This window comes from Arthrobacter sp. YD4 (genome assembly GCF_030410515.1).
Classification (GTDB): Bacteria; Actinomycetota; Actinomycetes; order Actinomycetales; family Micrococcaceae; genus Arthrobacter.
On the sequence record NZ_JAUHHD010000001.1, the window covers coordinates 781906 to 804598 of the forward strand.

At 70.2% G+C, this 22693-nt stretch carries 22 protein-coding genes; 12 read left to right on the forward strand and 10 right to left on the reverse strand.

The genetic code is table 11. The annotated features are described in order from the left end of the window. The first annotated feature begins 45 nt into the window (after positions 1–45). Positions 46–1734 (forward strand): amidophosphoribosyltransferase, encoded by a 1689-nt coding sequence (gene purF / locus QWJ39_RS03670; protein ID WP_290256334.1) that lies wholly within the window; start codon positions 46–48, stop codon positions 1732–1734. After that, positions 1731–2894 carry a phosphoribosylformylglycinamidine cyclo-ligase gene (gene purM / locus QWJ39_RS03675; protein WP_290256335.1) on the forward strand — a complete coding sequence of 388 codons (1164 nt, stop codon included), beginning with the start codon at positions 1731–1733 and terminating at the stop codon, positions 2892–2894. The genes purF and purM overlap by 4 nt, the downstream gene beginning before the upstream one ends. Positions 2895–2986: 92 nt before the next feature. Here purM and QWJ39_RS03680 read toward each other — a convergent pair whose 3' ends face one another. Beyond that, a complete protein-coding gene (locus QWJ39_RS03680) occupies positions 2987–3766 on the reverse strand; it encodes a VOC family protein (protein ID WP_290256336.1) in 780 nt (259 codons plus the stop codon). Between the two features lie 138 nt (positions 3767–3904). Further along, complete coding sequence (locus QWJ39_RS03685; RefSeq protein ID WP_290256489.1) at positions 3905–4138, reverse strand: DUF3073 domain-containing protein; 234 nt, start codon at positions 4136–4138, stop codon at positions 3905–3907. A gap of 287 nt (positions 4139–4425) precedes the next feature. Here QWJ39_RS03685 and QWJ39_RS03690 point away from each other — a divergent pair, with 287 nt between their 5' ends. After that, positions 4426–5289 (forward strand): septum formation family protein, encoded by an 864-nt coding sequence (locus QWJ39_RS03690; RefSeq protein ID WP_290256337.1) that lies wholly within the window; start codon positions 4426–4428, stop codon positions 5287–5289. Between the two features lie 27 nt (positions 5290–5316). On the opposite strand, the gene clpB is transcribed toward QWJ39_RS03690, so the two are convergent. Beyond that, positions 5317–7974 carry an ATP-dependent chaperone ClpB gene (gene clpB, locus QWJ39_RS03695; protein WP_290256338.1) on the reverse strand — a complete coding sequence of 886 codons (2658 nt, stop codon included), beginning with the start codon at positions 7972–7974 and terminating at the stop codon, positions 5317–5319. A 104-nt stretch (positions 7975–8078) separates the two neighbouring features. Beyond that, positions 8079–8726, reverse strand: coding sequence for a flavin reductase (locus QWJ39_RS03700; protein ID WP_290256339.1), 648 nt, complete (start codon positions 8724–8726; stop codon positions 8079–8081). A 64-nt stretch (positions 8727–8790) separates the two neighbouring features. On the opposite strand from QWJ39_RS03700, the gene QWJ39_RS03705 reads away from it, so the two are divergent. The 7 genes from QWJ39_RS03705 (at position 8791) to QWJ39_RS03735 (ending at position 15536) form a co-directional block, all read left to right on the forward strand. Next, positions 8791–9489, forward strand: a complete 699-nt coding sequence (locus tag QWJ39_RS03705; RefSeq protein WP_290256340.1) for a winged helix-turn-helix domain-containing protein — start codon at positions 8791–8793, stop codon at positions 9487–9489. A 108-nt stretch (positions 9490–9597) separates the two neighbouring features. After that, positions 9598–10656, forward strand: a complete 1059-nt coding sequence (locus tag QWJ39_RS03710; protein WP_290256341.1) for a LacI family DNA-binding transcriptional regulator — start codon at positions 9598–9600, stop codon at positions 10654–10656. A gap of 100 nt (positions 10657–10756) precedes the next feature. Further along, positions 10757–12076, forward strand: a complete 1320-nt coding sequence (locus QWJ39_RS03715; protein ID WP_290256342.1) for an MFS transporter — start codon at positions 10757–10759, stop codon at positions 12074–12076. A gap of 81 nt (positions 12077–12157) precedes the next feature. Beyond that, positions 12158–12922, forward strand: coding sequence for an SDR family oxidoreductase (locus tag QWJ39_RS03720; protein WP_290256343.1), 765 nt, complete (start codon positions 12158–12160; stop codon positions 12920–12922). A 20-nt stretch (positions 12923–12942) separates the two neighbouring features. After that, complete coding sequence (locus tag QWJ39_RS03725; protein ID WP_290256344.1) at positions 12943–13875, forward strand: 3-keto-5-aminohexanoate cleavage protein; 933 nt, start codon at positions 12943–12945, stop codon at positions 13873–13875. 4 nt (positions 13876–13879) lie between these two features. Continuing rightward, positions 13880–14899 carry a glycerate kinase gene (locus tag QWJ39_RS03730; RefSeq protein ID WP_290256345.1) on the forward strand — a complete coding sequence of 340 codons (1020 nt, stop codon included), beginning with the start codon at positions 13880–13882 and terminating at the stop codon, positions 14897–14899. A 139-nt stretch (positions 14900–15038) separates the two neighbouring features. After that, a complete protein-coding gene (locus QWJ39_RS03735) occupies positions 15039–15536 on the forward strand; it encodes a carboxymuconolactone decarboxylase family protein (protein WP_290256346.1) in 498 nt (165 codons plus the stop codon). Here QWJ39_RS03735 and QWJ39_RS03740 read toward each other — a convergent pair. From QWJ39_RS03740 to QWJ39_RS03760, 5 genes are read right to left on the reverse strand one after another with little or no spacing between them, the layout of a single operon-like run. Continuing rightward, positions 15533–16612, reverse strand: coding sequence for an SDR family oxidoreductase (locus QWJ39_RS03740; RefSeq protein ID WP_290256347.1), 1080 nt, complete (start codon positions 16610–16612; stop codon positions 15533–15535). The two genes, QWJ39_RS03735 and QWJ39_RS03740, sit on opposite strands and share 4 nt — an antisense overlap. 37 nt (positions 16613–16649) lie before the next feature. After that, positions 16650–17741: an ABC transporter ATP-binding protein gene (locus tag QWJ39_RS03745; RefSeq protein ID WP_290256348.1), complete on the reverse strand. Its 1092-nt coding sequence runs from the start codon at positions 17739–17741 to the stop codon at positions 16650–16652. Further along, a complete protein-coding gene (locus QWJ39_RS03750; RefSeq protein ID WP_290256349.1) occupies positions 17738–18592 on the reverse strand; it encodes an ABC transporter permease in 855 nt (284 codons plus the stop codon). Before QWJ39_RS03750 ends, QWJ39_RS03745 begins: the two co-directional genes overlap by 4 nt. Continuing rightward, entirely contained in the window at positions 18589–19353 is a 765-nt protein-coding gene (modA, locus tag QWJ39_RS03755; protein ID WP_290256350.1) for a molybdate ABC transporter substrate-binding protein, read from the reverse strand. Before modA ends, QWJ39_RS03750 begins: the two co-directional genes overlap by 4 nt. After that, entirely contained in the window at positions 19350–19790 is a 441-nt protein-coding gene (locus QWJ39_RS03760) for a TOBE domain-containing protein (protein WP_290256351.1), read from the reverse strand. The genes modA and QWJ39_RS03760 overlap by 4 nt, the downstream gene beginning before the upstream one ends. 160 nt (positions 19791–19950) lie before the next feature. On the opposite strand from QWJ39_RS03760, the gene QWJ39_RS03765 reads away from it, so the two are divergent. Then, complete coding sequence (locus QWJ39_RS03765) at positions 19951–21285, forward strand: FAD-binding oxidoreductase (RefSeq protein ID WP_290256352.1); 1335 nt, start codon at positions 19951–19953, stop codon at positions 21283–21285. Positions 21286–21294: 9 nt separating this feature from the next. Next, positions 21295–22164: a DUF4031 domain-containing protein gene (locus QWJ39_RS03770; RefSeq protein WP_290256353.1), complete on the forward strand. Its 870-nt coding sequence runs from the start codon at positions 21295–21297 to the stop codon at positions 22162–22164. A 13-nt stretch (positions 22165–22177) separates the two neighbouring features. On the opposite strand, the gene QWJ39_RS03775 is transcribed toward QWJ39_RS03770, so the two are convergent. Then, the gene (locus QWJ39_RS03775; protein ID WP_290256354.1) at positions 22178–22693 is read right to left on the reverse strand and encodes an SRPBCC domain-containing protein; all 516 of its coding nucleotides are present in this window, start codon (positions 22691–22693) and stop codon (positions 22178–22180) included.

Here is a 22693-nt window from a genome sequence, read left to right on the forward strand (position 1 = left end):
ATCCCCTCGGAGCGGCACCCCCACTCAACGTGAGATAATCGACCAGTGGCACGCGGCGACGGAAAACTTTCTCATGACCTTCTCTCTGGCGAAAAAGGCCCGCAGGACGCATGTGGCGTCTTCGGCGTCTGGGCTCCCGGCGAAGAGGTAGCAAAACTCACCTATTACGGGCTGTACGCGTTGCAGCACCGTGGCCAGGAGTCGGCTGGCATTGCGACCAGCGACGGCAAGCGGATCAACGTCTACAAGGACATGGGCCTCGTGTCCCAGGTCTTCGATGAGACCACGCTGAACACCCTGACCGGGCACCTCGCCGTCGGCCACTGCCGGTACTCCACCACCGGCGCGAGCCACTGGGCCAACGCCCAGCCCACCCTGGGTGCGACTGCCACCGGCACGGTGGCCCTGGCCCACAACGGCAACCTGACCAACACGGCCGAGCTCAAGGCCATGATTATGGACCGCAACGGCGGCCAGCTGACCGGTGAGATGAAGCAGGGCAACACCTCGGACACCGCCCTGGTCACCGCCCTGCTGGAGGGTGAGGAGGGCAAGTCCCTCGAAGAGACCGCCCTGGAACTGCTGCCTAAGATCAAGGGCGGCTTCTGCTTCGTCTTCATGGACGAGGGCACCCTCTACGCCGCCCGCGACACCTACGGCATCCGCCCGCTGGTCCTCGGCCGGCTGGAACGCGGCTGGGTAGTCGCCTCCGAGCAGTCCGCCCTCGCCACGGTGGGTGCGAGCTTCATCCGCGAGATCGAGCCGGGCGAATTCATCGCCATCGACGAACAGGGCGTCCGCTCCCAGCGCTTCGCTGAGGCGACGCCGGCAGGTTGCGTCTTCGAATACGTCTACCTGGCCCGTCCCGACGCCGCGATTGCCGGCCGCTCGGTCTACGAATCCCGTGTGGAGATGGGCCGCCAGTTGGCCCGCGAGAACACCCAGGAAGCGGACATCGTCATCCCGGTGCCGGAATCCGGTACCCCCGCCGCCGTCGGCTACGCCGAGGAATCCGGCATCCCCTTCGCGCACGGCTTCGTCAAGAACGCCTACGTGGGCCGCACGTTCATCCAGCCGTCGCAGACCCTGCGCCAGCTCGGCATCCGGCTCAAGCTCAACGCCCTCGAATCCGTGATCCGCGGCAAGCGCGTGGTGGTGGTGGACGACTCGATCGTCCGCGGCAATACCCAGCGCGCGATCGTCCGGATGCTCCGCGAGGCCGGCGCCGCCGCCGTGCACGTGAAGATCTCCTCCCCGCCGGTCAAGTGGCCCTGCTTCTACGGCATCGACTTCGCCTCCCGCGCCGAGCTGATCGCCAACGGCGCCACCATCGAGGAGATTTCCCAGGCCATCGGCGCGGACTCGCTGGCCTACATCTCCGAGGACGGCATGATTGGCGCCACCCGGCAGCCGCGCGAACGCCTGTGCACCGCCTGCTTCACCGGCAAGTACCCGATCGAACTCCCCGGCGCGGAGAAGCTCGGCAAGAACCTGCTCGAGCGCACGGAAGCCAAGAGCCTGCCCGCCATGGCCGCGACCCCCGGGACCCCGGGCGCCACCTCCGGAGCCACGGCCGACGCCGACGCCGCCATCCCGGTCGGCGAGGACCCGGCGGAGAAGGCCGGCGCCACCGGCTGCGACCCGGGCCCGGATGCCGAATTCGAAGGACTGCTCACCGACGCCGACCGCGTCCCCGCCGACCAGCTTGATGCCGACAAGAAAGAGCCAGTATGACTTCCGCCTCCCCGGCCGCTGACACCAACGACGCCGGAACCCCCGGCATCACCTACGCCTCCGCCGGCGTCGACGTCGAAGCGGGCGACCGCGCCGTCGAACTCATGAAGGACGCCGTCAAGGCCACGCACAACTCCTCCGTGATCGGCGGGGTGGGCGGCTTCGCCGGCCTGTTCGATGTCTCCCGGCTGCTGACCTACCAGCGTCCCCTGCTGGCCACCTCCACCGACGGCGTCGGCACCAAGGTCGCCATCGCCCAGGCCATGGACATCCACGACACCATCGGCTTCGACCTGGTGGGCATGGTGGTGGACGACATCGTCGTCGTGGGCGCCGAACCGCTCTACATGACCGACTACATCGCCTGCGGCAAGGTGGTCCCCGAGCGCATCGCGGACATCGTCCGCGGCATCGCCGCCGCCTGCTCGGTGGCCGGCACCGCCCTGGTGGGCGGCGAAACCGCCGAGCACCCGGGCCTGCTGGGCGAGCACGAATACGACGTCGCCGGCGCCGCCACCGGCGTGGTCGAGGCCGACTCCCTGCTGGGCCCGGACCGCGTCCGCTCCGGCGACGTGGTGATCGGCATGGCCTCCTCCGGCCTGCACTCCAACGGCTACTCCCTGGTCCGCCGCGTCATCAACCACGCCGGCTGGGCGCTGGACCGCGAGGTCTCCGAGTTCGAACGCACCCTGGGTGAGGAACTGCTGGAGCCCACCCGTGTCTACGCCGCGGACTGCCTGGACCTGGCCCGCACCTTCCCGGTCAATGGTCCCAAGGGTGTCCACGGCTTCAGCCACGTCACCGGCGGCGGCCTGGCCGCCAACCTGGCCCGCGTCCTCCCGCAGGGCCTGCTGGCCACCGTGGACCGCTCCACCTGGCAGCTGCCGGCCATCTTCAAGCTGGTCTCCGAGCTGGGCAACGTCCCGCTGGCCGACCTGGAGCGGACCCTCAACGTGGGCGTCGGCATGGTCGCGATCGTCTCGCCTGAGGCCGCCGACGCCGCCGTGGCCCACCTGAACGCCCGCGGCCTGCCGTCCTGGGTCATGGGCACCGTCGGGGAGAACTCCGACTCGATCGACAAGTCCGGCCCGGATTACGTCCAGGGCGCCAAGGGCGTCGACGGCGGCGCCGTGCGGATGGTCAACGCGTACGCCGGCTAGTTACTGAACCACCGTCCGGGCGCTTCCCAAGATCGTGGGGAGCGCCCGCGGCGTTTAAGCGTGGAGGCCGTGAGGTCCGCGTCGGAAGGTGCCTAGACCTCCAGCAGGCTGATCACGCCGCCCTGGGGGTCCCGGATGGTCGCGATGGTGCCGGCTTCCTCGACGTCCTCAGGCTCGACCAGGACGGTGGCGCCGGCGGCGCGGGCCGCTTCCACGGCCGCGGGGACGCTGTCGACGCCGAAGTACACCTGCCAGCCCGGGTCCAGGTGCTTCTCGGCGGCCGGGACGGTGGCGATTCCGGCCACCTCGACGCCGTCGACCATCAGGGTGGTGTAGGTGCCGCCGTCGTCCTGCGGGTACTCGGTGACCTCGTGGCCGAAGAGCGTCTGGAAGCACCCGACGGCGCGCTGCGGTTCAGGTGTGAGGAGCTCCACCCAGGACAGTGCCCCGGCCTCACCGGCGCGGGCGGCCCCGATGTGCGTGCCCGGCTGCCAGGCTCCGGTGGCGCCTCCGCCGGGAGGGGTGAAGAAGACCATGGTGCCGGTGTCACCCACCGCTTCCGGGCCGAAGTCCACCGCACCTCCGGTGTGCGGCACGTCCGCGGCGAGCCCGGCCGCGTCGTCCACGGCGAAGTACACGTTCCACTGGGCCGGGGTACCGGACTGGCCCTGCGCCGGGTTCTGCGGGGCAATCACGGACACCAGGTCCCCGCCCAGGAACGCCTTGGCATAGCTGCGGCCGTCCGGGGTGGGCAGGTCCTCGAAGCGCCAGCCGAACAGCGCGCCATAGAACTCCTTGGCCGCCGCGACGTCAGGGGTCTGGAGATCCGCCCAGCACACCTCGCCCGGGGCGTAGGCCTTATGAAACGCCATGCTGGCTCCTTTCAAACGGTCCCGGCAACGGGATTCGGTGAGGGCATGCGAAAGCCCGCCGGGCACACCCAGTAAGGGTGCGCCCGGCGGGCTGAAAATCACGTCCGGCGCTCAAAGACCGCGCCGGAAAGGGAACGACTAGCCGATGCGACGGGTGTCAACCTCGTCGTCGTCTTCTTCCACATCGTCCGCGTACTTATCCACGTAAGCCGAATAATCCGGTTCAACCGGTTCATCCGCGAAGTGGCTCGAGGGACGACTTCCCGGGCCCGTCAGCTCGCGCTGCAGGGCGGAATAGTCAGTGTTCGGGGAGTAGTACTTGATGTCCCGAGCCTGCTTGGTAGCTTTTGCCTTTTGACGGCCGCGCCCCATGGCGTGACCCCCTTTTGTACTTGGACCGGAGGTGGTCACCTTGGCGATCGGTGAGGCCCCGGAATGATTGGTCAATTTGTCGTACACCTAGATTACATGCTTTCGGCAGGTACCGCTTGCCGGCGGAGGCTAAGGGCACTTCCCCGGCCTTCTCCGCCGCGCACGCGCGAGGTTACCGGAACGTAACCTTCGTGGCATATTCGATAGAGTCTCCTGATGGGCCTCCCACCAGCGGGGCCCAGCCGGACCGTCAGGCTGGCCAGATGCATTGAAAAGGTGGGTTCCGAGTGAGCGAAAAGCCGGAGAGCGACGCTACGGCCGGGGACGGCAATACCCGTAACCCCGCGGTTCCGCCGGTGAACGCCGACGGCGACGGGGAACCCCAGGCGCCCCGCGCCCCCTTCGGCACCGTCATTCCGCCCCGGCCCGCCGCCCCCCCGACGTCCTCATTCGCAAGGGTCCCTCCCGCGGCTTCCCCCTCCGGCGAACCGGACCCGCAGACCGCAACGAATCGCACCCGCCGCACGTCCCCCACGGGCCAGGTGGGCCAGCTGCTCGCCGACCGGATGGGCCAGCTCCGTGCCTCGGGCGCCGGCGCCAAGGCCCGCGGTCTGGCGGCCCGGGCCACGGCGGCCGTGCGCCGGTCCGGCCGGGCGAAGCTGATCGCCGGCGTCGCCGCCGCCGTCGTCCTGGCACTGCTCATCTGCTGGATCGCCGCACTGGCGGGCGGCTCCCGGGACTCGGGTGCGCCCGCGCCCGCCGACAGCTCCTCCTCCCCCACCGCCGAGCGGGGAGCGCTGCCGTTGGAGAATGTCAGCCCGCTGGACTACCGGTTGGGCGACTGCTTCAAGGACTTCGACGCCAACGCCGCCAAATCCACCGTGGTCGCGTGCGACACCGCGCATTCGGCGCAGCTGATCCAGGTCGAGTCCTACGCCGCCTCGGACGCCTACCCCGGCCGGGACGTGCTGAAGCAGAAAGCGCTGGACGCCTGCAAGGCCGCGCAGCTGACCGAGAAGTCCGGCAACTACGCCCTGAGCTACAAACTCGCGTACCCCAGCTCATCGAGCTGGGGTACGGGAGACCGGCGGGTGGACTGCTACGCCGCCTCGGACGCCGGGAACGTCATCATGGAGTCCCTGCTACCGTAGCGGTCCGGCCGGGTTGGTCCTTCGACGCTAGTCCTTGCGGCGGACCGAGAGCCCGCTGCCGGTGGAGGCGCCGCCGTCGGGCCGGGCCGAGACGTCCGGGCCGCCCATCGTGAGCTCCATCAGGTCCGGGGCGGTGTCCACCACCACGGTGTCGCCGTCGGCGATCTCCCCGGCGAGGATGGCCTTGGCCAGCCGGTCGCCGATCTCGCGCTGCACCAGCCGGCGCAGCGGGCGGGCGCCGTAGGCCGGGTCGTAGCCGGTGACGGCCAGCCAGGCGCGGGCCCCCTCGGAGACCTCCAGGGTCAGGCGGCGGCCCTTGAGCCGTTCGCCCAGCTCCTTGACCTGCAGTTCCACGATGTGGGCGAGTTCCTCTACGGTCAGCGGGTCGAACAGCACCACCTCGTCAAGCCGGTTCAGGAACTCCGGCTTGAAGGAGGCGTGCACGGTGGCCATGACGGCGTCCCGCTTGGCGGCGGCGTCCAGCGTCGGGTCCACTAGGAACTGGCTGCCAAGGTTGGACGTCAGCACCAGAATCACGTTGCGGAAGTCCACGGTGCGGCCCTGCCCATCGGTGAGGCGGCCGTCGTCGAGCACCTGCAGGAGGATGTCGAAGACCTCCGGGTGGGCCTTCTCCACCTCGTCGAGGAGGAGCACGGAATACGGCCGGCGGCGGACGGCCTCGGTCAGCTGGCCGCCCTCTTCGTAGCCGACGTAGCCCGGAGGGGCACCCACCAGCCGGGCCACGGAGTGCTTCTCCGAGTACTCGGACATGTCAATCCGGACCATGGCGCGCTCGTCATCGAAGAGGAAGTCGGCCAGGGATTTGGCCAGCTCGGTCTTGCCGACCCCGGTGGGGCCGAGGAACAGGAACGAGCCGGTGGGCCGGTTGGGGTCGCTGATGCCCGCGCGGGCGCGGCGGACGGCGTCGGATACGGCGGTGACGGCCTTGGTCTGGCCGATCAGCCGCTCGCCCAGGACGTGTTCCATCTCCAGCAGCTTCTGGCTCTCGCCCTGCAGCATGCGGCCGGCGGGGATGCCGGTCCAGGCGGAGATGACCTCGGCGATGTCGTCGGCGGTGACCTCGTCGGCCACCATCTGCCCGGACTTGTCCGGCACGGCGGCCTCGGCCTCGGCGGCGGCGGTCAGCTCCCGCTCCAGTGCGGGAATCTCGCCGTAGAGGATGCGGGAGGCGGCCTCCAGGTCGCCCTCGCGCTGGGCCTTGTCCGCCGCGGACCGCAGTTCATCGAGCCGGGCGCGCAGGTCACCCACCCGGTTCAGGCCGGCCTTCTCCGACTCCCACCGGGCGTTGAGGCCGGCGAGCTCTTCCTTCTTGTCCGCCATGTCCGCCCGGAGGGCCTCGAGCCGTTCCACCGACGCCGGGTCGGTCTCGCCGGTCAGGGCGAGTTCCTCCATGGTCAGCCGGTCCACTTGGCGCTGCAGCTGGTCGATTTCCTCCGGCGCGGAGTCGATCTCCATCCGGAGCCGGGAGGCGGCCTCATCCACCAGGTCGATGGCCTTGTCCGGCAGCTGGCGGCCGGAAATGTAGCGGTTGGAAAGGGTCGCGGCGGCCACCAGCGCGGAGTCGGCGATGGAGACCTTGTGGTGGGCCTCGTAGCGTTCCTTGAGGCCGCGGAGGATGCCGATGGTGTCCTCGACGCTCGGCTCGCCGACGAAGACCTGCTGGAAGCGGCGCTCCAGGGCCGGGTCCTTCTCGATGTTCTCGCGGTATTCGTCCAGCGTGGTGGCGCCGATCAGGCGCAGTTCGCCGCGGGCCAGCATGGGCTTGAGCATGTTGCCGGCGTCCATCGAGCTGTCACCGGAGGCGCCGGCGCCCACCACGGTGTGCAGTTCGTCGATGAAGGTGACGATCTGGCCCTCGGAATTCTTGATCTCCTCCAGGACCGCCTTCAGCCGTTCCTCGAATTCGCCGCGGTACTTGGCCCCGGCCACCATGGAGGCCAGGTCCAGGGCGATCAGGGTCTTGCCGCGCAGGCTTTCGGGCACGTCGCCGGCGACGATGCGCTGGGCGAGGCCCTCGACGACGGCGGTCTTGCCGACGCCGGGCTCGCCGATGATCACGGGGTTGTTCTTGGTGCGTCGGCTGAGGACCTGGATGATGCGGCGGATCTCGGCGTCGCGGCCGATCACCGGGTCCAGCTTGCCGGAGCGGGCGACGGCGGTGAGGTCCGTGCCGAACTTCTCCAGGGCCTGGAAGGTGTTCTCCGGGTCGGCGTTGTCCACCTTGCGGTCGCCGCGGACCCCGGGCAGGGCGGCGAGCAGCGCCTCGTGCGAGGCGCCGGCCTCACGCAGCAGCCGGCCGACGTCGTCGTTGCCGGACGCGAGGCCCAGCAGCAGGTGCTCGGTGGAGACAAAGGTGTCGCCGAGGCGCTCGGCCTCGTTCTGCGCGTTCTTGATCGCCTGCATGGCGGTGCGGGACAGCTGGGCCTGCTGCACCGAGCTGCCCGAGGTGGACGGGAGGGCCTTGATGGCGGAGCTCGCCTGGACGCTGACGGCATCCGGATCGGTGCCGGTGGCGCGCAACAGCGCGACGGCGACGCCCTCGCGCTGGTCCATGAGGGCCTTGAGCAGGTGCGCCGGCTCCAGCTGCGGGTTGCCGGCCGTCGAGGCGTTCATGGCTGCAGCCGAAAGAGCCTCCTGGCTCTTGGTGGTGAATTTGGCGTCCAAAGAGAGCTCCTTCCGGGTGGGACTGATTGTTAAGTTGAGTGTACCCCGCTCAACTTTTTCCAGACCCTCTGTGGCTCCATGTTTGCCCACGGCGAAACCGCTGTCTAGGGGCGCAGGATCCCCGCACCCCCGCCTACCGCGCGGGGGCGGCCCCGGCCGGGAAACCGCTGCTCGGCCCGGCGGTTTTCCCCGAGGTGTCTGCCCTGCCCGAAGTAGTGCCGGAAGGTATAGAACACCGGCGACCATGCCGCGACATCGACGCGGCCGGAATCGAGCACCAGGTCATGCCGGGCATGGACCCGGCGGACCCGGACTTGGACCGCGTGCAGGCCCTCATCCAGCGGCCAGGCGTTCTCCAGGCCCGCCTCGATGTGGACGGGGGCTTCGGAGATGCGCTGCGGTGCCATTGTCTCGCTTGGCATCGGCGTCCACCCTGCCAGGGACCACTTATCCGGTTCCGACCGGTACATCCCGGCCTTTTCCCGGGGGACCTCCGGCGAGCCCGTGGTCATGGCGATGCGCTCGATGCTGCCGGCCATGGCCTCGTCCGGGAGGTTCAGAACCACCTCGCCCGTCCGGATGAGGTTGGCGAACCCCTGGTGCAGCGAACTCAGGCCGAGGACGAAGTGGTCCCCCAGCGACCACGCCGATGACATGGGCGTGATGTTGGTGCTGCCGTCGGGATTCTCGGTGGTCAGGAGGGCCACCAGCGAGCCGAAGTAATGGGCGCCGGGCGTAATGGTGCTGAACATGGGTCAATCCTCACCGCTGGACAGTTCGCCGCCGGCCAAACCGTGCCCGTGATTAGATCGAAGGATGCCGTCACAGTGGGCCGAGGATCTCGCGTCGATTGCCCAGGCCATGGGAAACGCGTCGCGGGCAACCATGCTCGTGGCCCTGATGGACACCCGCGCCCGGACCGCGGCCGAGATGGCCGCGAGCGCCGGCATCAGCCGGGGCACGGCCACGGCGCACCTCAATCAGTTGGTGGACGCCGGCCTGCTCGAGGAGGTCCGGCAGGGGAGGCACCGCTACGTACGCCTCAAGAACTCCGCCGTCGCCGGGTCGATTGAGGCGCTGATCGCCCTGGCCCCGGCGAGCCGCCCGGCCGCCTCGGGTTACCGGGAGCACAAGAACGACGCCGAACTGCAGCACGGCCGGACCTGCTACGGCCATCTCGCGGGAGCCCTGGGGGTTGCGCTGGCCCTGGACTGGCGGCGCGCGGGGCTGGTCACTCCCACTGGATGGGATCTCACGGACGCCGGACACGCGTGGGCCCGCTCGTTGGGGATCGAACTCCCGGCACGCCCGTCCCGCCCGCTCGTCCGGCCCTGCCTCGACTGGACCGAGCGGCTCGACCACGCCGCCGGAATCCTGCCCGACCTCCTGGTGACGACGGCGCTGGAGCACGGGTGGCTGAGGCGGGGATCCCATCCGCGCTCGATCCGCCTGACGGCCGAGGGTGCGCAGGTCTTCGCCCGGGAGGGGCTGCTAACGACCCTCCCCGGCTTGTAGGCCGGGCGCTGAGGAGTGCCGGGGGCAACTTAACGTTGCTTAACGCTCAAGCGGCAAAATAGCGTAACTGACGTCACATCACGCCAACACCAGTGAAGGAGGCCCGTGATGCAGGACCGCACTCTCACAGCATCCGCGGATCGCCCTCTTTCGCCGGTATCCGCGGCGGCGGTGGCCAGGGCCGCCGGCGTGTCCGCCGCGTCGGTGTCCTACGTCTTGAACGGCAAGGCCGGGGTTTCCCCCGAAACCCGCCGCCACATCATCCACGTGGCCAACGAGCTGGGCTTCAGACCCCGTAAGTCCTCGCAGTCCACGGACCTGCAGCGCAGCCGGGTGGTGGGACTCATCCTTCCGAACATCATCAACCCGATGTTCCCGCGCTGGGCCCAGGGGGTCATCTCCTCCGCGGCCGACTCCGGCTATGAAGTCTTCGTGGCCACCACCCAGGACGACCCCGAGATCCTGGCCCAGGTCACGGCCACCCTCGCCAACCGCGCGGTGGACGGCGTCATCCTCGCCGCCTCACTCCGGGACGATGCCCGCGCCCTCCGAACCCTGAGGGCCGCACGCATCCCCTACGTCTGCCTGTCCCGGCGGGCCGACTTCCTCGACGCCGACTTCGTCGGCATCGACGACGACGCGGCCGCGACCGAGCTGATGCAGCACATGCTGGGCCACGGCTACACGGAAATCGCCACCGTGATCGGGCCGCGCGTCTCCACGGCGTCGCTGGCCCGCGAGCAGGCGTTCGTCCGCACGGCGGCCACCGCCGGCGTCGTCATCAGCGGGGACCGGAAAATCAGCACCCGCGTCAACAACGAAGGCGGCCGACTGGCCGCCGAACGGCTCTTCGCCGGCGGCAACCCGCCGCGCGCCGTGGTCTGCGGCAGCGACGAACTCGCCATTGGCGTCATGGAGTACGCGATGGCACGCGGCCTGCGCATCCCGGAGGATGTGGCGGTGGCCGGCTGCGACGGGCTGCCGCACAGCCGCTCCGGACTGATCAACCTCACCAGCATCGTCCAGCCGCAGCAGGACATGGCGCAGGAGGCCTTCGCCATGCTGCTGCAGCGCATCGATGCCCCGTCCCGCAGCTACACCTCCCTGGTCTGCCCCCACCGGCTCCACGTCGGCCGCACCTGCGGCTGCCCACCGGCAGGCGCCTGACCTTCCTTCCCGTTCACCCCGCACCACCAGCCAGTATCCGGGCTGCCTTCCGGCTGCCCGGCGTCCCATCAACCTGACCCCAATTCAAGGACGAAGAACCATGTCAGTTGTTTCCGCACCAACGACGATGCGTACACCGCAACAAATCAACGGCGTCATCCTCCGCAGGGTCATGCCGCTGCTCATCGGCGCCTACATCATGGCGTTCCTGGACCGCACCAACATCGGCATGGCCAAGGACCGCCTCGAGATCGACCTCGGGATCTCCGCCACCGCGTACGGCATCGGAGCGGGCCTGTTCTTCCTGACTTACGCCCTCTCCGAGATTCCGTCCAACCTCATCATGCACAAGGTCGGCGCACGCTTCTGGATCATGCGGATCATGATCACCTGGGGCCTGATCTCCGCCGGAATGGCCTTCGTCCAAGGCGAATGGTCGTTCTACATCATGCGGATGCTGCTCGGCATCGCCGAGGCCGGCCTCTTCCCAGGCGTCATGTACTTCCTCACCCAGTGGTTCGTGGTCAAGGACCGCGCCAAGGCCAACGGCATGTTCCTGCTCGGCGTCTCGATCGCCAACATCGTGGGCGCCCCGCTCGGCGGCCTGCTCCTGACCATGGACGGCTTCGCCGGCCTGCACGGCTGGCAGTGGATGTTCCTGGTGGAGGGCCTCCCCGCCTGCGTCCTCGCCTACGTCGTCTGGAAGAAGCTGCCGGACCGGCCCAGCAAATCCACCTTCCTCACCGCCGAAGAAGCCGCCGACCTCGAGGCCCGGATCGCAGCCGAGGAGAAGGCCGGCGCGGAAGCCTCCGGCAACCACCGGCTTCTCGACGCCATGAAGGACAAGCAGATCCTGCTGGTCGTCGGCGTCTACTTCGCCCACCAGATCGCCGTCTATGCCCTGTCCTACTTCCTGCCGTCCATCATCGGCACCTACGGGAAGCTCAACCCGCTGCAGATCGGCCTGCTGACGTCCATCCCGTGGATCTTCTCCGCCGCCGGAGCCCTGCTGCTGCCCCGGTTCGCCACCGACGCCAAGCGTTCCCGCCTCCTGGTCACCGGGACCATGACCGGCATCATCGCCGGCTTCGCCCTCGGCGCCGTGGGTGGCCCGCTGCTGGGCATGATTGGCTTCTGCCTGGCCGCATTCAACTTCTTCGCCCTGCAGCCGATCCTCTTCACTTACCCGGCAACCCGCCTCAGCGGCTCCGCCCTGGCCGGCGGCATCGCCTTCGTCAACACCATCGGCCTGCTCGGCGGGTTCCTCGGCCCCTACGTCATGGGCTTCATGCAGGACGCCACCGGCTCCAAGCTCTCGGGCCTGTGGTTCATCGTGGCCGTGTGCATCGTCGGGGCGCTCCTGTCCCTGCTGCTCAAGCGGGGCACCGAAACCCCGGACACCGTCCCCGCCGCCCACTAGCCGGCCTCCCACACTTCGTTCCGCCGGTACCGCCCCCAAGGGCCGGCGGAACGGTCCCACTCCCACCGCAAGGAAAAAGTCATGGATTTCACCGCCAAACGCGTTCTGGTCACCGCCGGTGCCAACGGCATCGGCCTGGCCATCGCCACCAAGTTCAAGGACCTCGGAGCCAGCGTCTTCGTCACCGACATTGACCCCGACGCCGTCGAGAAAGCGCAGGTCAACGGGCTCTCGGCCGCCGTCAGCGACGTCTCCGACGAAGCGCAGGTCCGCGAACTCATGGACACGGTGGCCGCGGAACTCGGCGGCCTGGACGTGCTGGTCAACAACGCCGGGATCGCCGGGCCCACCGGCCCGCTGGAGACCCTCGACGCCGGCGCGTGGAAGGCCACCTTCGACGTCAACATCCACGGCCAGTTCTACTGCATCAAGCACGCGCTTCCGCTGCTCCGGCAGGGCACCGACGCCTCGATCGTAAACCTCTCCTCCGCCGCCGGCCGGCTCGGCATGGCCGGCCGCAGCGCGTATTCCGCGTCCAAGTGGGCCGTCGTAGGGCTGACCAAGACCCTCGCGATCGAGCTGGGCCCGGACCGGATCCGGGTCAACGCCATCTGCCCGGGCGCCGTCAACGGCCCCAGGATCGACGCCGTCATCGCCGCCAAGGCGCAGATGCTCGACCTGCCCGAGGAACAGGTCTCCGAGCTGTACCACAACCAGTCCTCGCTGGGACGGCTGATCGAGGCCGAGGACATCGCCAACATGGCCGCCTTCGCCGCGAGCGACCTGGCCCGCAACGTCAACGGCCAGGCCCTCGCGGTCGACGGCAACACCGAGAAGCTGTACTGAGTCCCGAAGGAGCGATTCCCATGGCTGCTGCACGCAAAGTCATCATCACCAGCGCCGTCACCGGCGCCATCCACACCCCCTCCATGTCCCCGCACCTGCCGGTCACCCCGGACGAGATCGCCGACGCCGCGATCGGCGCCGCGGCGGCCGGCGCCGCGATCGTGCACATGCACGCCCGCGACCCGAAGGACGGCCGGCCCTCCCAGGACCCGGATCACTTCGCGCCCATCCTGGACAAGCTCAAGCGCAACACCGACGCCGTCATCAACATCACCACCGGCGGCTCGCCCCACATGAGCGTGGAGGAGCGGATGCAGCCGGCCGCGCTGTTCAAGCCGGAACTGGCCTCGCTGAACATGGGGTCGATGAACTTCGGCCTCTACCCGATGCTGGACCGTTTCACCGAGTTCGGCCACGAGTGGGAACGGGAGGGTCTTGAGAAGAGCCGCGACCTGGTCTTCAAGAACACCTTCCAGGACATCGAGACCATCCTCGGCATCGGCAACGAGAACGGCACCCGGTTCGAATTCGAGTGCTACGACATCTCCCACCTGAACAACCTGGCCCACTTCCACGCCCGCGGGCTGGCCCGCGGACCGCTGTTCGTGCAGTCCGTATTCGGCCTGCTCGGCGGCATCGGGGCTCACCCCGAGGACCTCATGCACATGCGCCGCACGGCGGACCGCCTGCTGGGCGAGGACTACCAGTGGTCCATCCTGGGCGCCGGCAAGAACCAGATGCCGCTTGCCACGATCGGTGCGGCGATGGGCTCACACGTCCGCGTGGGCCTGGAGGACTCGCTGTGGATCGGCCCCGGCCAGCTCGCCGCGTCCAACGCCGAGCAGGTCACCCGGATCCGCACGATCCTGGAGGCGCTCAACTTCGAGGTGGCAACCCCGGACGAAGCCCGTGAGATGCTGCAGCTCAAGGGCCGTGACCAGGTCGGATTCTAGGGCCGTGGCCATCCTCGTCGCCCCGGACAGCTTCAAGGGCACCTTCGCCGCCGGCGAGGTCGCCGCCCACATCGCCGCCGGAATCCGTTCAGCGGGAGGAACCGCCGTAGAGCTGCCGGTGGCCGACGGCGGCGAGGGAACCTTCGAGGTGCTGGCCCGCAGCCTGGACGCCCGGCCGGTCCGGGTCCGCACCGTGGGTCCCTGGGGCGACGACGTCGAGACGGTCTTTGCGCTGGCCTCCGACGGCACCGCCGTCGTCGAACTCGCGTTCGCCAGCGGATTGAACCTGCCCACCGCCGGCGACCGGGATCCCGTCCGGGCCAGCACGTACGGGACCGGGGTGATGATGGCCGAGGCCGTCCGGCACGGGGCGCGGCGCCTGCTGGTGGCCGCCGGCGGTTCCGCCACCACCGACGGCGGGGCGGGTGCCATCGCGGCGATTGAGGAACGCGGCGGCCTCAACGGCGCCGAGGTGGTGGTCCTCAGCGACGTGACCACCCGTTTCGGCGACGCGGCCCGCGTGTTCGGGCCCCAGAAAGGAGCCGGACCGGCCGAGGTCGAGGCGTTGACCCTGCGGCTCGAGGCCCTGGCGGACCGGTTCTCCCGGGACCTGGGCCGCGACCCGCGGACCGTGGCCCGCACGGGCGCCGCCGGGGGATTCTCTGGCGGGATGTGGGCGCGGTACGGGGCCCGGCTGGTCTCCGGCGCGGACCATGTCCTTGACCTGCTCGGCTTCGACGCCCTGGCCGCCGCCAGCGAGGCGCTGGTGGTCGGCGAGGGTCGGCTGGACTCCCAGACCGGGCAGGGCAAGATCATCGCCGCCATCCTGGCCCGGAGCGGCGCCACCCCGGTCCACGCCGTCGTCGGCTCCCTCCACGAGGACCTGGGCGCCTACGCGGAGAACTTCGCCGGGATCACTGTCGCCAGCACCGGCAAGGACCTCGTGGCGGCCGGGGCGTCACTGGTCAGGGCCGGTTCGGCGGGTGCCGCGCAGGCTGGCGTTTCCCCGTCCACCCCCGCATAGCAAACGATCCGGCTGTCGGTTCCCCCAAGGAACCGACGACCGGATCGGATAAGTGCTACACACAGAGTGTGTCACACATATGACAAAGTTGTCACATGCTGCTCTGCGGGTCCGTCTGGCGTGTCGGTACGCTGGGGTCATGAATGAGACTTCCGCCGCAGAGCACGGCGATCGCAACAGTTCCTCCGGCCGCCTGTTTCTGGACAAGGAGCACCCGGCCGCGTGGCGGGCACTCAACGGTTTGGGTTTGAAGGCCAAGGAGGCCGCCACCGAGGCCGGCCTGGACCAGGCGCTGATCGAACTGTTGAACGTGCGGATCTCGCAGATCAACGGCTGTGCGTTCTGCCTGGACCTGCACGTCCACGACGCCGTCAAGAACGGTGAAACCGCTCAGCGCCTGGCGGTCCTGCCGGCCTGGCGGGACACGGATCTGTTCAGCGCCAAGGAGCGGGCCGCCCTGACCCTCGCCGAGGCGATCACCGACATTTCGGACCAGGCGGCCCGGGAGCACGAGGGGAGGGCGGCCCGGCAGCAGCTTAGCGAGGCCGAGTTCTCCGCGATCAGCTGGCTGGCAATCGCCATGAACGCCTTCAACCGGGTCTCGATCGTCAGCCAGCACCCGGTCCGCGCCCGCTAGGGAATCAGCCGGTCCGCCCGGAACCTGTCGAACAGATCCGTGAACGAGTCGAGGGTGCGGCGGTACCCGGCGAACCCGGCCACCCGGCTCTTACTCATATCCGCCAGCACCTCGATATTGCGGCCGAGGTCGCCGTCGGTGTGCCACCAGGACGAGACCCGGCCCAGGTCCGGCTCCGCAAGGACGTTCCGGGCCGCGAGGTCCGCCCAGGTCTGCTCCATGCCCTGCATCTGGATTTCCAGCGGCCGGGGTTCGCCCTCGAAGCCGACGGGTTCGACGCCGAAGTAGGCGGCCAGCCGCGGCCACATCCAGCGCCAGCGGAAGACGTCGCCGTTGACCACGTTGTACGCCTGGTTCGCCGCGCCGTCGTCGGTCGCCGCCCAGACCATGTGCTCGGCCAGCAGGCCGCTGTCCGTCATGTCCGTCAGGCTGTTCCACTGCGTTTCGGAGCCCGGGAAGATGAACGGCCTGCCGAGTTCCTTGCAGAGCGAGGCCTGCACGGCGAGGGTGAGGCCCATGTTCATCGCGTTGCCCACGGCGTGGCCGATCACGGTGTGGGCGCGGTGCACGGACCAGGTGAAGCCCTGCCGCTCCGCGGCGGTCCAGAGCTCGTCCTCCTGGTTGTAGTAGAAGTTGGCGACCGGCAGCCGGGGCTCCTCCTCGTGGAACGGCGTGTCCGGCATGTCGCCCTCGCCGTAGGCCTCGAACGGGCCGAGGTAGTGCTTCAGGCCGGTCATGAGGGCAACGTGGCGGACGGGACTGTGCGCGACGGCGCCCAGCAGGTTCCTCAGCAGCGCGGCGTTGACCCGGATGTTGTCCTGTTCCGTGTCCTGCCTGGACCAGGCGGTGAAGAACACGTGGGTGGGCCGCTCGCCGGCCAGGGCCGCGGCAAGGCTTTCCGGGGAGCCGAGGTCCGCCGCGATGGAGCGGGCACCGGGGAGGACGGCACCGCTGCGGGTCAGGGCCAGGACGTCCCAGCCGGTGCCGGCGAGGAGGTTGACCAGGGCCGATCCGGCGATCCCGCTGGCGCCGACCACCAGCGCGGTGTGTCCTTGGCCTGTTTCAGAGTGCTGCACGGTATTCCTCCTGGTTGCGGGTGGGGCTCCCTCCACCCTAGGCCGGATAGATCGCGACCGCCGCCGCCTTGACCACGAAGTAGGCCCGAACCCCCGGGGCCAGGGACAGGTCCGCCGACGCGGCGGGGGTGATGTCCGCGGCGAGGTCGCCCGCCCTGACCCTGATCTGGTCACCGTGCGGCTCCAGGTCCGTGACGGTGACGGCGAAGGCGTTGCGCGGGCTGCCGTGCGGCTGGTCCGGGAAGACGGAGACGGCCGACGGCGGGAACGCCGCCACGCCTGCCTGGCCCGGGATCGGGGTGTCCTCGTGCCGGCCAGCAAGCTCTGTCACCGGGGAACTCTGGGCACCCGAGCCTCCCGGCCCTTCGCCGGCCTGGTCCGGCAGCAGTCCGGCAGCCGTCACGGTGCCGGGGATCAGGTTGAGCCCGGCCAGTCCGGCGGCGAACCTGCTCCGTGGCCGCGTGAGCACCTCGCGGGTGGGCCCCTGCTCCACGATCCGGCCTGCCTCGAGCACCACGACCGTGTCCGCGAGCATGTAGGCGTCCAGGACGTCGTGGGTGACGATGATGGCGCGGCGGCCGGTCAGCACCCGTTTCAGCAGGCGCCGCAGCAGGGGCGCGGCGTGGACATCCAGGGCGGCCATGGGCTCGTCCAGCAGCAGGAGGCCCGGGTCGGCCGCGAGCGCGCGGGCCACCGCCACCCGCTGGGCCTGGCCGCCGGAGAGTTCGCCGGGCCGGCGGCCGGCCAGGTCCGTGGCCTCGACCTCGGCCAGCCAGCGGGCGGCCGCATCCCGGGCCGCGGCGCGTCCGGCGCCGGCGCTGCGGGGGCCGAAGGCGACGTTGTCCAGGGCGGTCAGGTGTGGGAAAAGAAGGGCTTCCTGGGCCAGCAACGCGGTCCCGCGGCGGTGCGGCGGGGTCCACACGGTGCGGCCGCCGTCGAGGTGGAACAGCGGCCGGCCATCGAGCGCGGCGGTACCGGCGTCCGGACGGACCAGGCCGGCGATGACGGAGAGCAGAGTGGACTTGCCGGCGCCGTTGGGACCCAGAATGGCCACGGTCTCCCCCACCCCCAGGGTCAGCGAAACGTCCAGGCCGCGGTCCGCGACCACGGCGTCGAGCGTGAACGTCATCGCGTCGCCTCCGCCGGTTCGGCGTTCGGGGTGCGGGACGGCGCGGCGGACGGCGTACCGGGCCCGCGATAGCTGACCCCGACGACGATGACGGCCACGGCCACCAGGAGCAGCGACAGGGCCACGGCGGCATCCGCATCGGTCTCCCGTTGCAGGTAGATCTCCAGCGGCAGGGTCCGGGTGATGCCCTGCAGGCTGCCGGCGAAGGTGAGGGTGGCGCCGAACTCGCCCAGGCTGCGGGCGAAGGAGAGGACCGCCCCGGAGGCCAGGCCCGGCAGCACCAGCGGCAGCGTGACCCGCCGGAGCACCGTTCCGGGCCGGGCGCCGAGCGTCGCGGCCACGGCCTCGTAGCGCTGGCCGCCGGCCCGCAGCGCCCCCTCCAGGCTGACCACCAGGAACGGCAGGGCGACGAACGTCTGCGCCAGGACCACCGCCGTCGTGGAGAAGGCAATCTGGATGCCCGCCACCTCCAGGCCGCGGCCCAACAGCCCCTGCCGGCCGAAGGTGTACAGCAGGGCGATGCCGCCCACCACCGGCGGCAGCACCAGGGGCAACAGCACGAAGGACCGGAGCAGCCGCTGCCCAGGGAACTCGCCGCGGGCCAGCACCAGCGCCAGCGGCACCCCCAGGAGGATGCAGACGACGGTGCTCGCCGCCGCCGTCCGCAGGCTCAGGCCCAGCGCCGTCAGGGAGGCATCCGAGGTCACCAGCGGCAGGAAGTTGGGCCAGTCGACACGGGCCACCACGGCCGCCAGGGGCAGCAGGATGAACGCGGCGGCGACGACGGCGAGCGCCGCCACCCAGGGTGGGATACCGCTGTAGCCGTGGCGTCTCGCCCCCGGACGCCTCACGGACGCCCGAACCCGGCGTCGGCCAGCACCTTCTGGCCCTCGGCGCCGGTGACCTCGTCGAGGAAGGCCTGCGCCAGGTTCTTCTCACGGCCGCCCCGCAGGGCCGCGATCGGATAGGTGTTGACGGCGGACGCGGCCTCCGGGAAGGGCACGCCCTTGACCTTGCCCGCCGCGCCCAGGACGTCCGTGACGTAGACCAGTCCGGCGTCGGCCTCCCCCGACGCCACCTTGCCGAGGACGTCGGTGACGGCGGATTCCTCGCTCACCGGCGCCAGGCGCATCCCGGTCTTGCCTTCGACGGCCACTGCGGCCGCGCCGCACGGCACCTGCCGTGCGCAGACCACCACGCGGGTGCCCGGCCTGGCCAGGTCCGCGAAGGACGTGATGCCGGCGGGATTGGCTGGCGGCACCGCGATGGTGAGGGTGTTGGTGGCGAAGTTCCGCGGGCTGCCCTCGGCGAGCCCGGCGCCGGTCACCTTGGCCATGTTCGCGGGATCGGCGGAGGCGAAGACGTCCGCCGGGGCGCCCTGGCCCAGCTGGGTGGCGAGGTCCGAGGACCCGGCGAAGCTGAGGCTCACCCTGGTGCCGGGGTGGCTGGCTTCGAAGCTCTGGGCTAGCGCCGTGAAGGGAGCCTTGAGGGAGGCGGCGGCGAAGACCGTGAGGACCCGTGCCCCGGAGCCGGAGCCGCCGGTGGCGCCGCAACCGGCGGTGCCCGCGGCCAGGACTGCGGTCAGGAGGATGGCGGCTGTTCGGCGGCTCATGCCTGGGTCTTCCCGTTCGGGCCGCCGTCGTGCGGACCGCTTCCGTGCGGGCTCTCGATGATCACAGTGGTGGCTTTGACGACGGCGGTGGCGACGGAGCCGAGTTCCAGCCCGAGGTCCCGGACGGCCTCGCTGCTCATCAGCGACACCACCCGGAATGGTCCGCACTGCAGCTCCACCTGCGCCATGACCGTGTCCGCGGTGATGCCGGTGACCAGGCCGACGAACCGGTTGCGGGCCGAACTGCCGCCGCGGGACGGATCCTCGGGGAGCCTGGCCTGGTCCCGGGCGACGCCGGCGAGCTCCAGCCCGTCCACCACCAGCCGGCCGGCGTCGTCCCGGTGCGGGGTCAGGGTTCCGCTCTCGGTCCAGCGGCGGACGGTGTCGTCGCTGACACCCAGGAACCGGGCCGCTTCGGAGACGCGAAAAGTAGGCATGCCGCCACTATAGTCCGCAAATGCGGATTCCATGACGCGTTGGGACCGCATTTGAGGATCTTCGGCAAGCGCCGCGGGCGCCGGCTCACCATGGTTCCGCCGGACCATCCGGCCTACCATGGGAGGGTGGGGTGGGCCCCGGTCGGCTAGGAGCACAGCCATGGAATGGGTCCGGCCGGAGGACACGGCCTACGACGAAACGCGTAAACTCTTCAACGCCATGATCGACCGGCGCCCGGCCGTCATCGCCCGATGCGCCGGCGCCGCGGACGTGGCCGAGGCCCTCGCGCACGCCCGCGCCAACAGGCTCGACGTCGCCGTCCGGGCCGGCGGGCACTCGGTGGCGGGAATGTCCACGAACGACGGCGGACTGGTGGTGGACGTCCGGCCGATGAAGTCCATCACGGTGGACCCGGACAACCGCACCGTCACGGTCGGCGCCGGGGTCACCTGGGGCGAATTCGACCGGGCCACCCAGGAGCATGGGCTGGCCAGCACCGGCGGACGGGCCTCCACCACGGGCGTGGCCGGCTTCACCCTGGGCGGCGGATCGGGATGGCTGGAGCGTTCCTACGGCTTCGCCTGCGACAACCTGCAATCGGTAGACCTGGTCACCGCGGACGGAGACCGCGTCACGGCGAGCGCCGTCGAGAATCCGGAGCTGTTCTGGGCCCTGCACGGGGGCGGCGGCAATTTCGGCGTGGCCACCGGCTTCACCTTTGGGCTGCACGACCTGGGGCCCACCGTGCACGCCGGCATCATGCTCTTCCGTGGCGAAGACGCACCCGACCTGGCCCGCGCCTACCGTGACATCTCCCTGAAGGCACCGGACGCCGTCGGCACGGCACTGGTGTTCCTCACGGCGCCCCCGGAACCCTTCGTTCCCGAGGATATGGTGGGCAAACCCGCCGTCGGCCTGGCATACCTCTACGCCGGCGACCCGGCTGCCGGGGCCGAGGAGGCCGCCCCGTTCCGTGCGCTGGGGCCCGCCGTCGACCTGGTGGGCGACATGGACTACACCGCCTTCCAGTGCATGATCGATGACCCGCCCGACCTCTACCACTACTGGAGCGCCGAGTACCACGACGAGTTGCCGGACGCCGCGCTGGACGTGATCGTGGATGCGGCGAGCCGCCTTCCCGGACCCCACTCCCAGCACCTCGTGGCCCGGTGGGGCGGCGCCGTGGCCGGCCCCGCAGCGGCGCAGACTCCGCTGCAGAACCGCGGCGCCCAGTGGGTGACGCACCCGTACGGCATGGAGGCGTCGGCGGCGGCCGCGGAGGAGGCCAAGGCCTGGGTCAAGCAGTTCCGTCGGGACATCGCCCCCTACGCCAACGGCGGAGTCTGGCTGAACTTCGTCGGTGACGAGGGCCGGGACCGGGTCCGTGCCGCCTTTGGCGAGGAGAACTACGGGCGGCTGGCCCGGGTGAAACGCGAGTTCGATCCGGAGAACGTCTTCCGCGGCAACCAGAACATCCTGCCGGCCGCCTCGTAAACTGCCGGAATGGCCATCTACATCGATCCCCCGCTCTGGCCCGCCCACGGCACCGTCTTCTCGCACCTGGTGTCCGACAGCTCCCTTGAGGAGTTGCACGCGTTCGCGGGGGCGGCGGGAATCCCGGAGCGGGCGTTCGACGGCGACCACTACGACGTCGCCGAGGCCCGCTTCGACGCGCTGGTGGCCGCCGGCGCCATCCCGGTGGAGGGCCGGGTCCTGGTGCGCAAGCTGATCGCCAGCGGACTCCGGATTCCCGCCCGGAGGCGCAACGGCTCCCTGAAGCTGCCGCTCCTGACGCGCTGGAACGAGACCCTGCCCGGCCACGACGCGCTCTTCCTGGACCTCCTGGACCGGTGGGGTGAGGAGCACCGGAACTACCACGGCCGCACCCACCTGCTCGCGGTGCTGGAGGCGCTGGACTGGCTGGCCGCTCCCGGCCTGCCGTCCCGGACGGTGCGCCTGGCGGCCTGGTTCCATGACGCGGTTTACCACGGGATCGCGGGCGAGGACGAGGAGGAGTCCGCGCGCCTGGCCGAGGAACGGCTGGCCCACACCGGCCTGCCCGACGGCGAGGCGGAGGAGGTGGGGCGGCTGGTGCGGATGACGGCGGACCACCGGCCCGAGCCGGGCGACGACGCCGCGGCCCTCCTCAGCGACGCCGACCTCTCCATCCTCGGGAGCGACCCCGCAGAGTACGCCCGCTACCTCGCGGCCGTGCGGAAAGACTTCGCGCACATCGGCGACGCCGACTTCGCCGCCGGCCGCGCCGCCGTCGTCCGGCAACTGCTGGCACAGGAGCCGCTCTTCCACACCAGGCGCGGGCGGTCCCTCTGGGAAGACACCGCGCGGCGGAACCTCGCGGGCGAACTGGCTTAGGCTCCGGGCCGCCTCACCGGTCCCCGGACCCGCCGGCTGCGCGGCGGAGATGATCGGCGAGCCGGTCGAAGGATTCGCGCCAGCCGGAACCGTGGGCGTCCCGGTGGTCGGCGGTATCGAAGGGGCCCTGGGTGAAGACCAGCCGGGTGCCGCCGTCGATATCCTCGAGCCGGAAGGCGCCCTCGGTTTCGAAGCCGCGGGTTCCGTCCACCTTTTCCCAGGCATGGGTGAAGACGAACAGTGTGGGCGGCTCGAGATCGGTGATTACTCCGCTGAACCAGTGTTCCTGGCCGGTCGCGTCCTCAAGGAGGCAAGCCCGGTACGGGGTGCCGATTTCCAGGTCCGCGTCGATGGTTTCGCGCAGTGCCCGGAAGCCCCGCGGCCCCCACCAGAGGGCCGCCTGGTCCGGATCGACCAGCGCCGCCCAGACTGCACGGGCGGGCACCTGGAACTCGCGGGTGATTACCAGCGTGAGCTCGTCCTGTTCCGGCACGGCCTCCGCACCGGTGGATTCTGCGTTCTCCAGCAT

Coding starts and splice junctions, on each gene's coding strand:
- QWJ39_RS03685 (WP_290256489.1), bottom strand. CDS start 4,138: ATGGGGCGCGGCCGTCAAAAGGCAAAAGCTACCAAGCAGGCTCGGGAC.
- QWJ39_RS03735 (WP_290256346.1), top strand. CDS start 15,039: ATGAATGAGACTTCCGCCGCAGAGCACGGCGATCGCAACAGTTCCTCC.
- modA (WP_290256350.1), bottom strand. CDS start 19,353: ATGAGCCGCCGAACAGCCGCCATCCTCCTGACCGCAGTCCTGGCCGCG.
- QWJ39_RS03760 (WP_290256351.1), bottom strand. CDS start 19,790: ATGCCTACTTTTCGCGTCTCCGAAGCGGCCCGGTTCCTGGGTGTCAGC.
- QWJ39_RS03720 (WP_290256343.1), top strand. CDS start 12,158: ATGGATTTCACCGCCAAACGCGTTCTGGTCACCGCCGGTGCCAACGGC.
- QWJ39_RS03745 (WP_290256348.1), bottom strand. CDS start 17,741: ATGACGTTCACGCTCGACGCCGTGGTCGCGGACCGCGGCCTGGACGTT.
- QWJ39_RS03775 (WP_290256354.1), bottom strand. CDS start 22,693: ATGCTGGAGAACGCAGAATCCACCGGTGCGGAGGCCGTGCCGGAACAG.
- QWJ39_RS03770 (WP_290256353.1), top strand. CDS start 21,295: ATGGCCATCTACATCGATCCCCCGCTCTGGCCCGCCCACGGCACCGTC.
- QWJ39_RS03705 (WP_290256340.1), top strand. CDS start 8,791: ATGCCGTCACAGTGGGCCGAGGATCTCGCGTCGATTGCCCAGGCCATG.
- QWJ39_RS03710 (WP_290256341.1), top strand. CDS start 9,598: ATGCAGGACCGCACTCTCACAGCATCCGCGGATCGCCCTCTTTCGCCG.
- QWJ39_RS03700 (WP_290256339.1), bottom strand. CDS start 8,726: ATGTTCAGCACCATTACGCCCGGCGCCCATTACTTCGGCTCGCTGGTG.
- purM (WP_290256335.1), top strand. CDS start 1,731: ATGACTTCCGCCTCCCCGGCCGCTGACACCAACGACGCCGGAACCCCC.
- QWJ39_RS03725 (WP_290256344.1), top strand. CDS start 12,943: ATGGCTGCTGCACGCAAAGTCATCATCACCAGCGCCGTCACCGGCGCC.
- QWJ39_RS03765 (WP_290256352.1), top strand. CDS start 19,951: ATGGAATGGGTCCGGCCGGAGGACACGGCCTACGACGAAACGCGTAAA.
- QWJ39_RS03715 (WP_290256342.1), top strand. CDS start 10,757: ATGTCAGTTGTTTCCGCACCAACGACGATGCGTACACCGCAACAAATC.
- QWJ39_RS03680 (WP_290256336.1), bottom strand. CDS start 3,766: ATGGCGTTTCATAAGGCCTACGCCCCGGGCGAGGTGTGCTGGGCGGAT.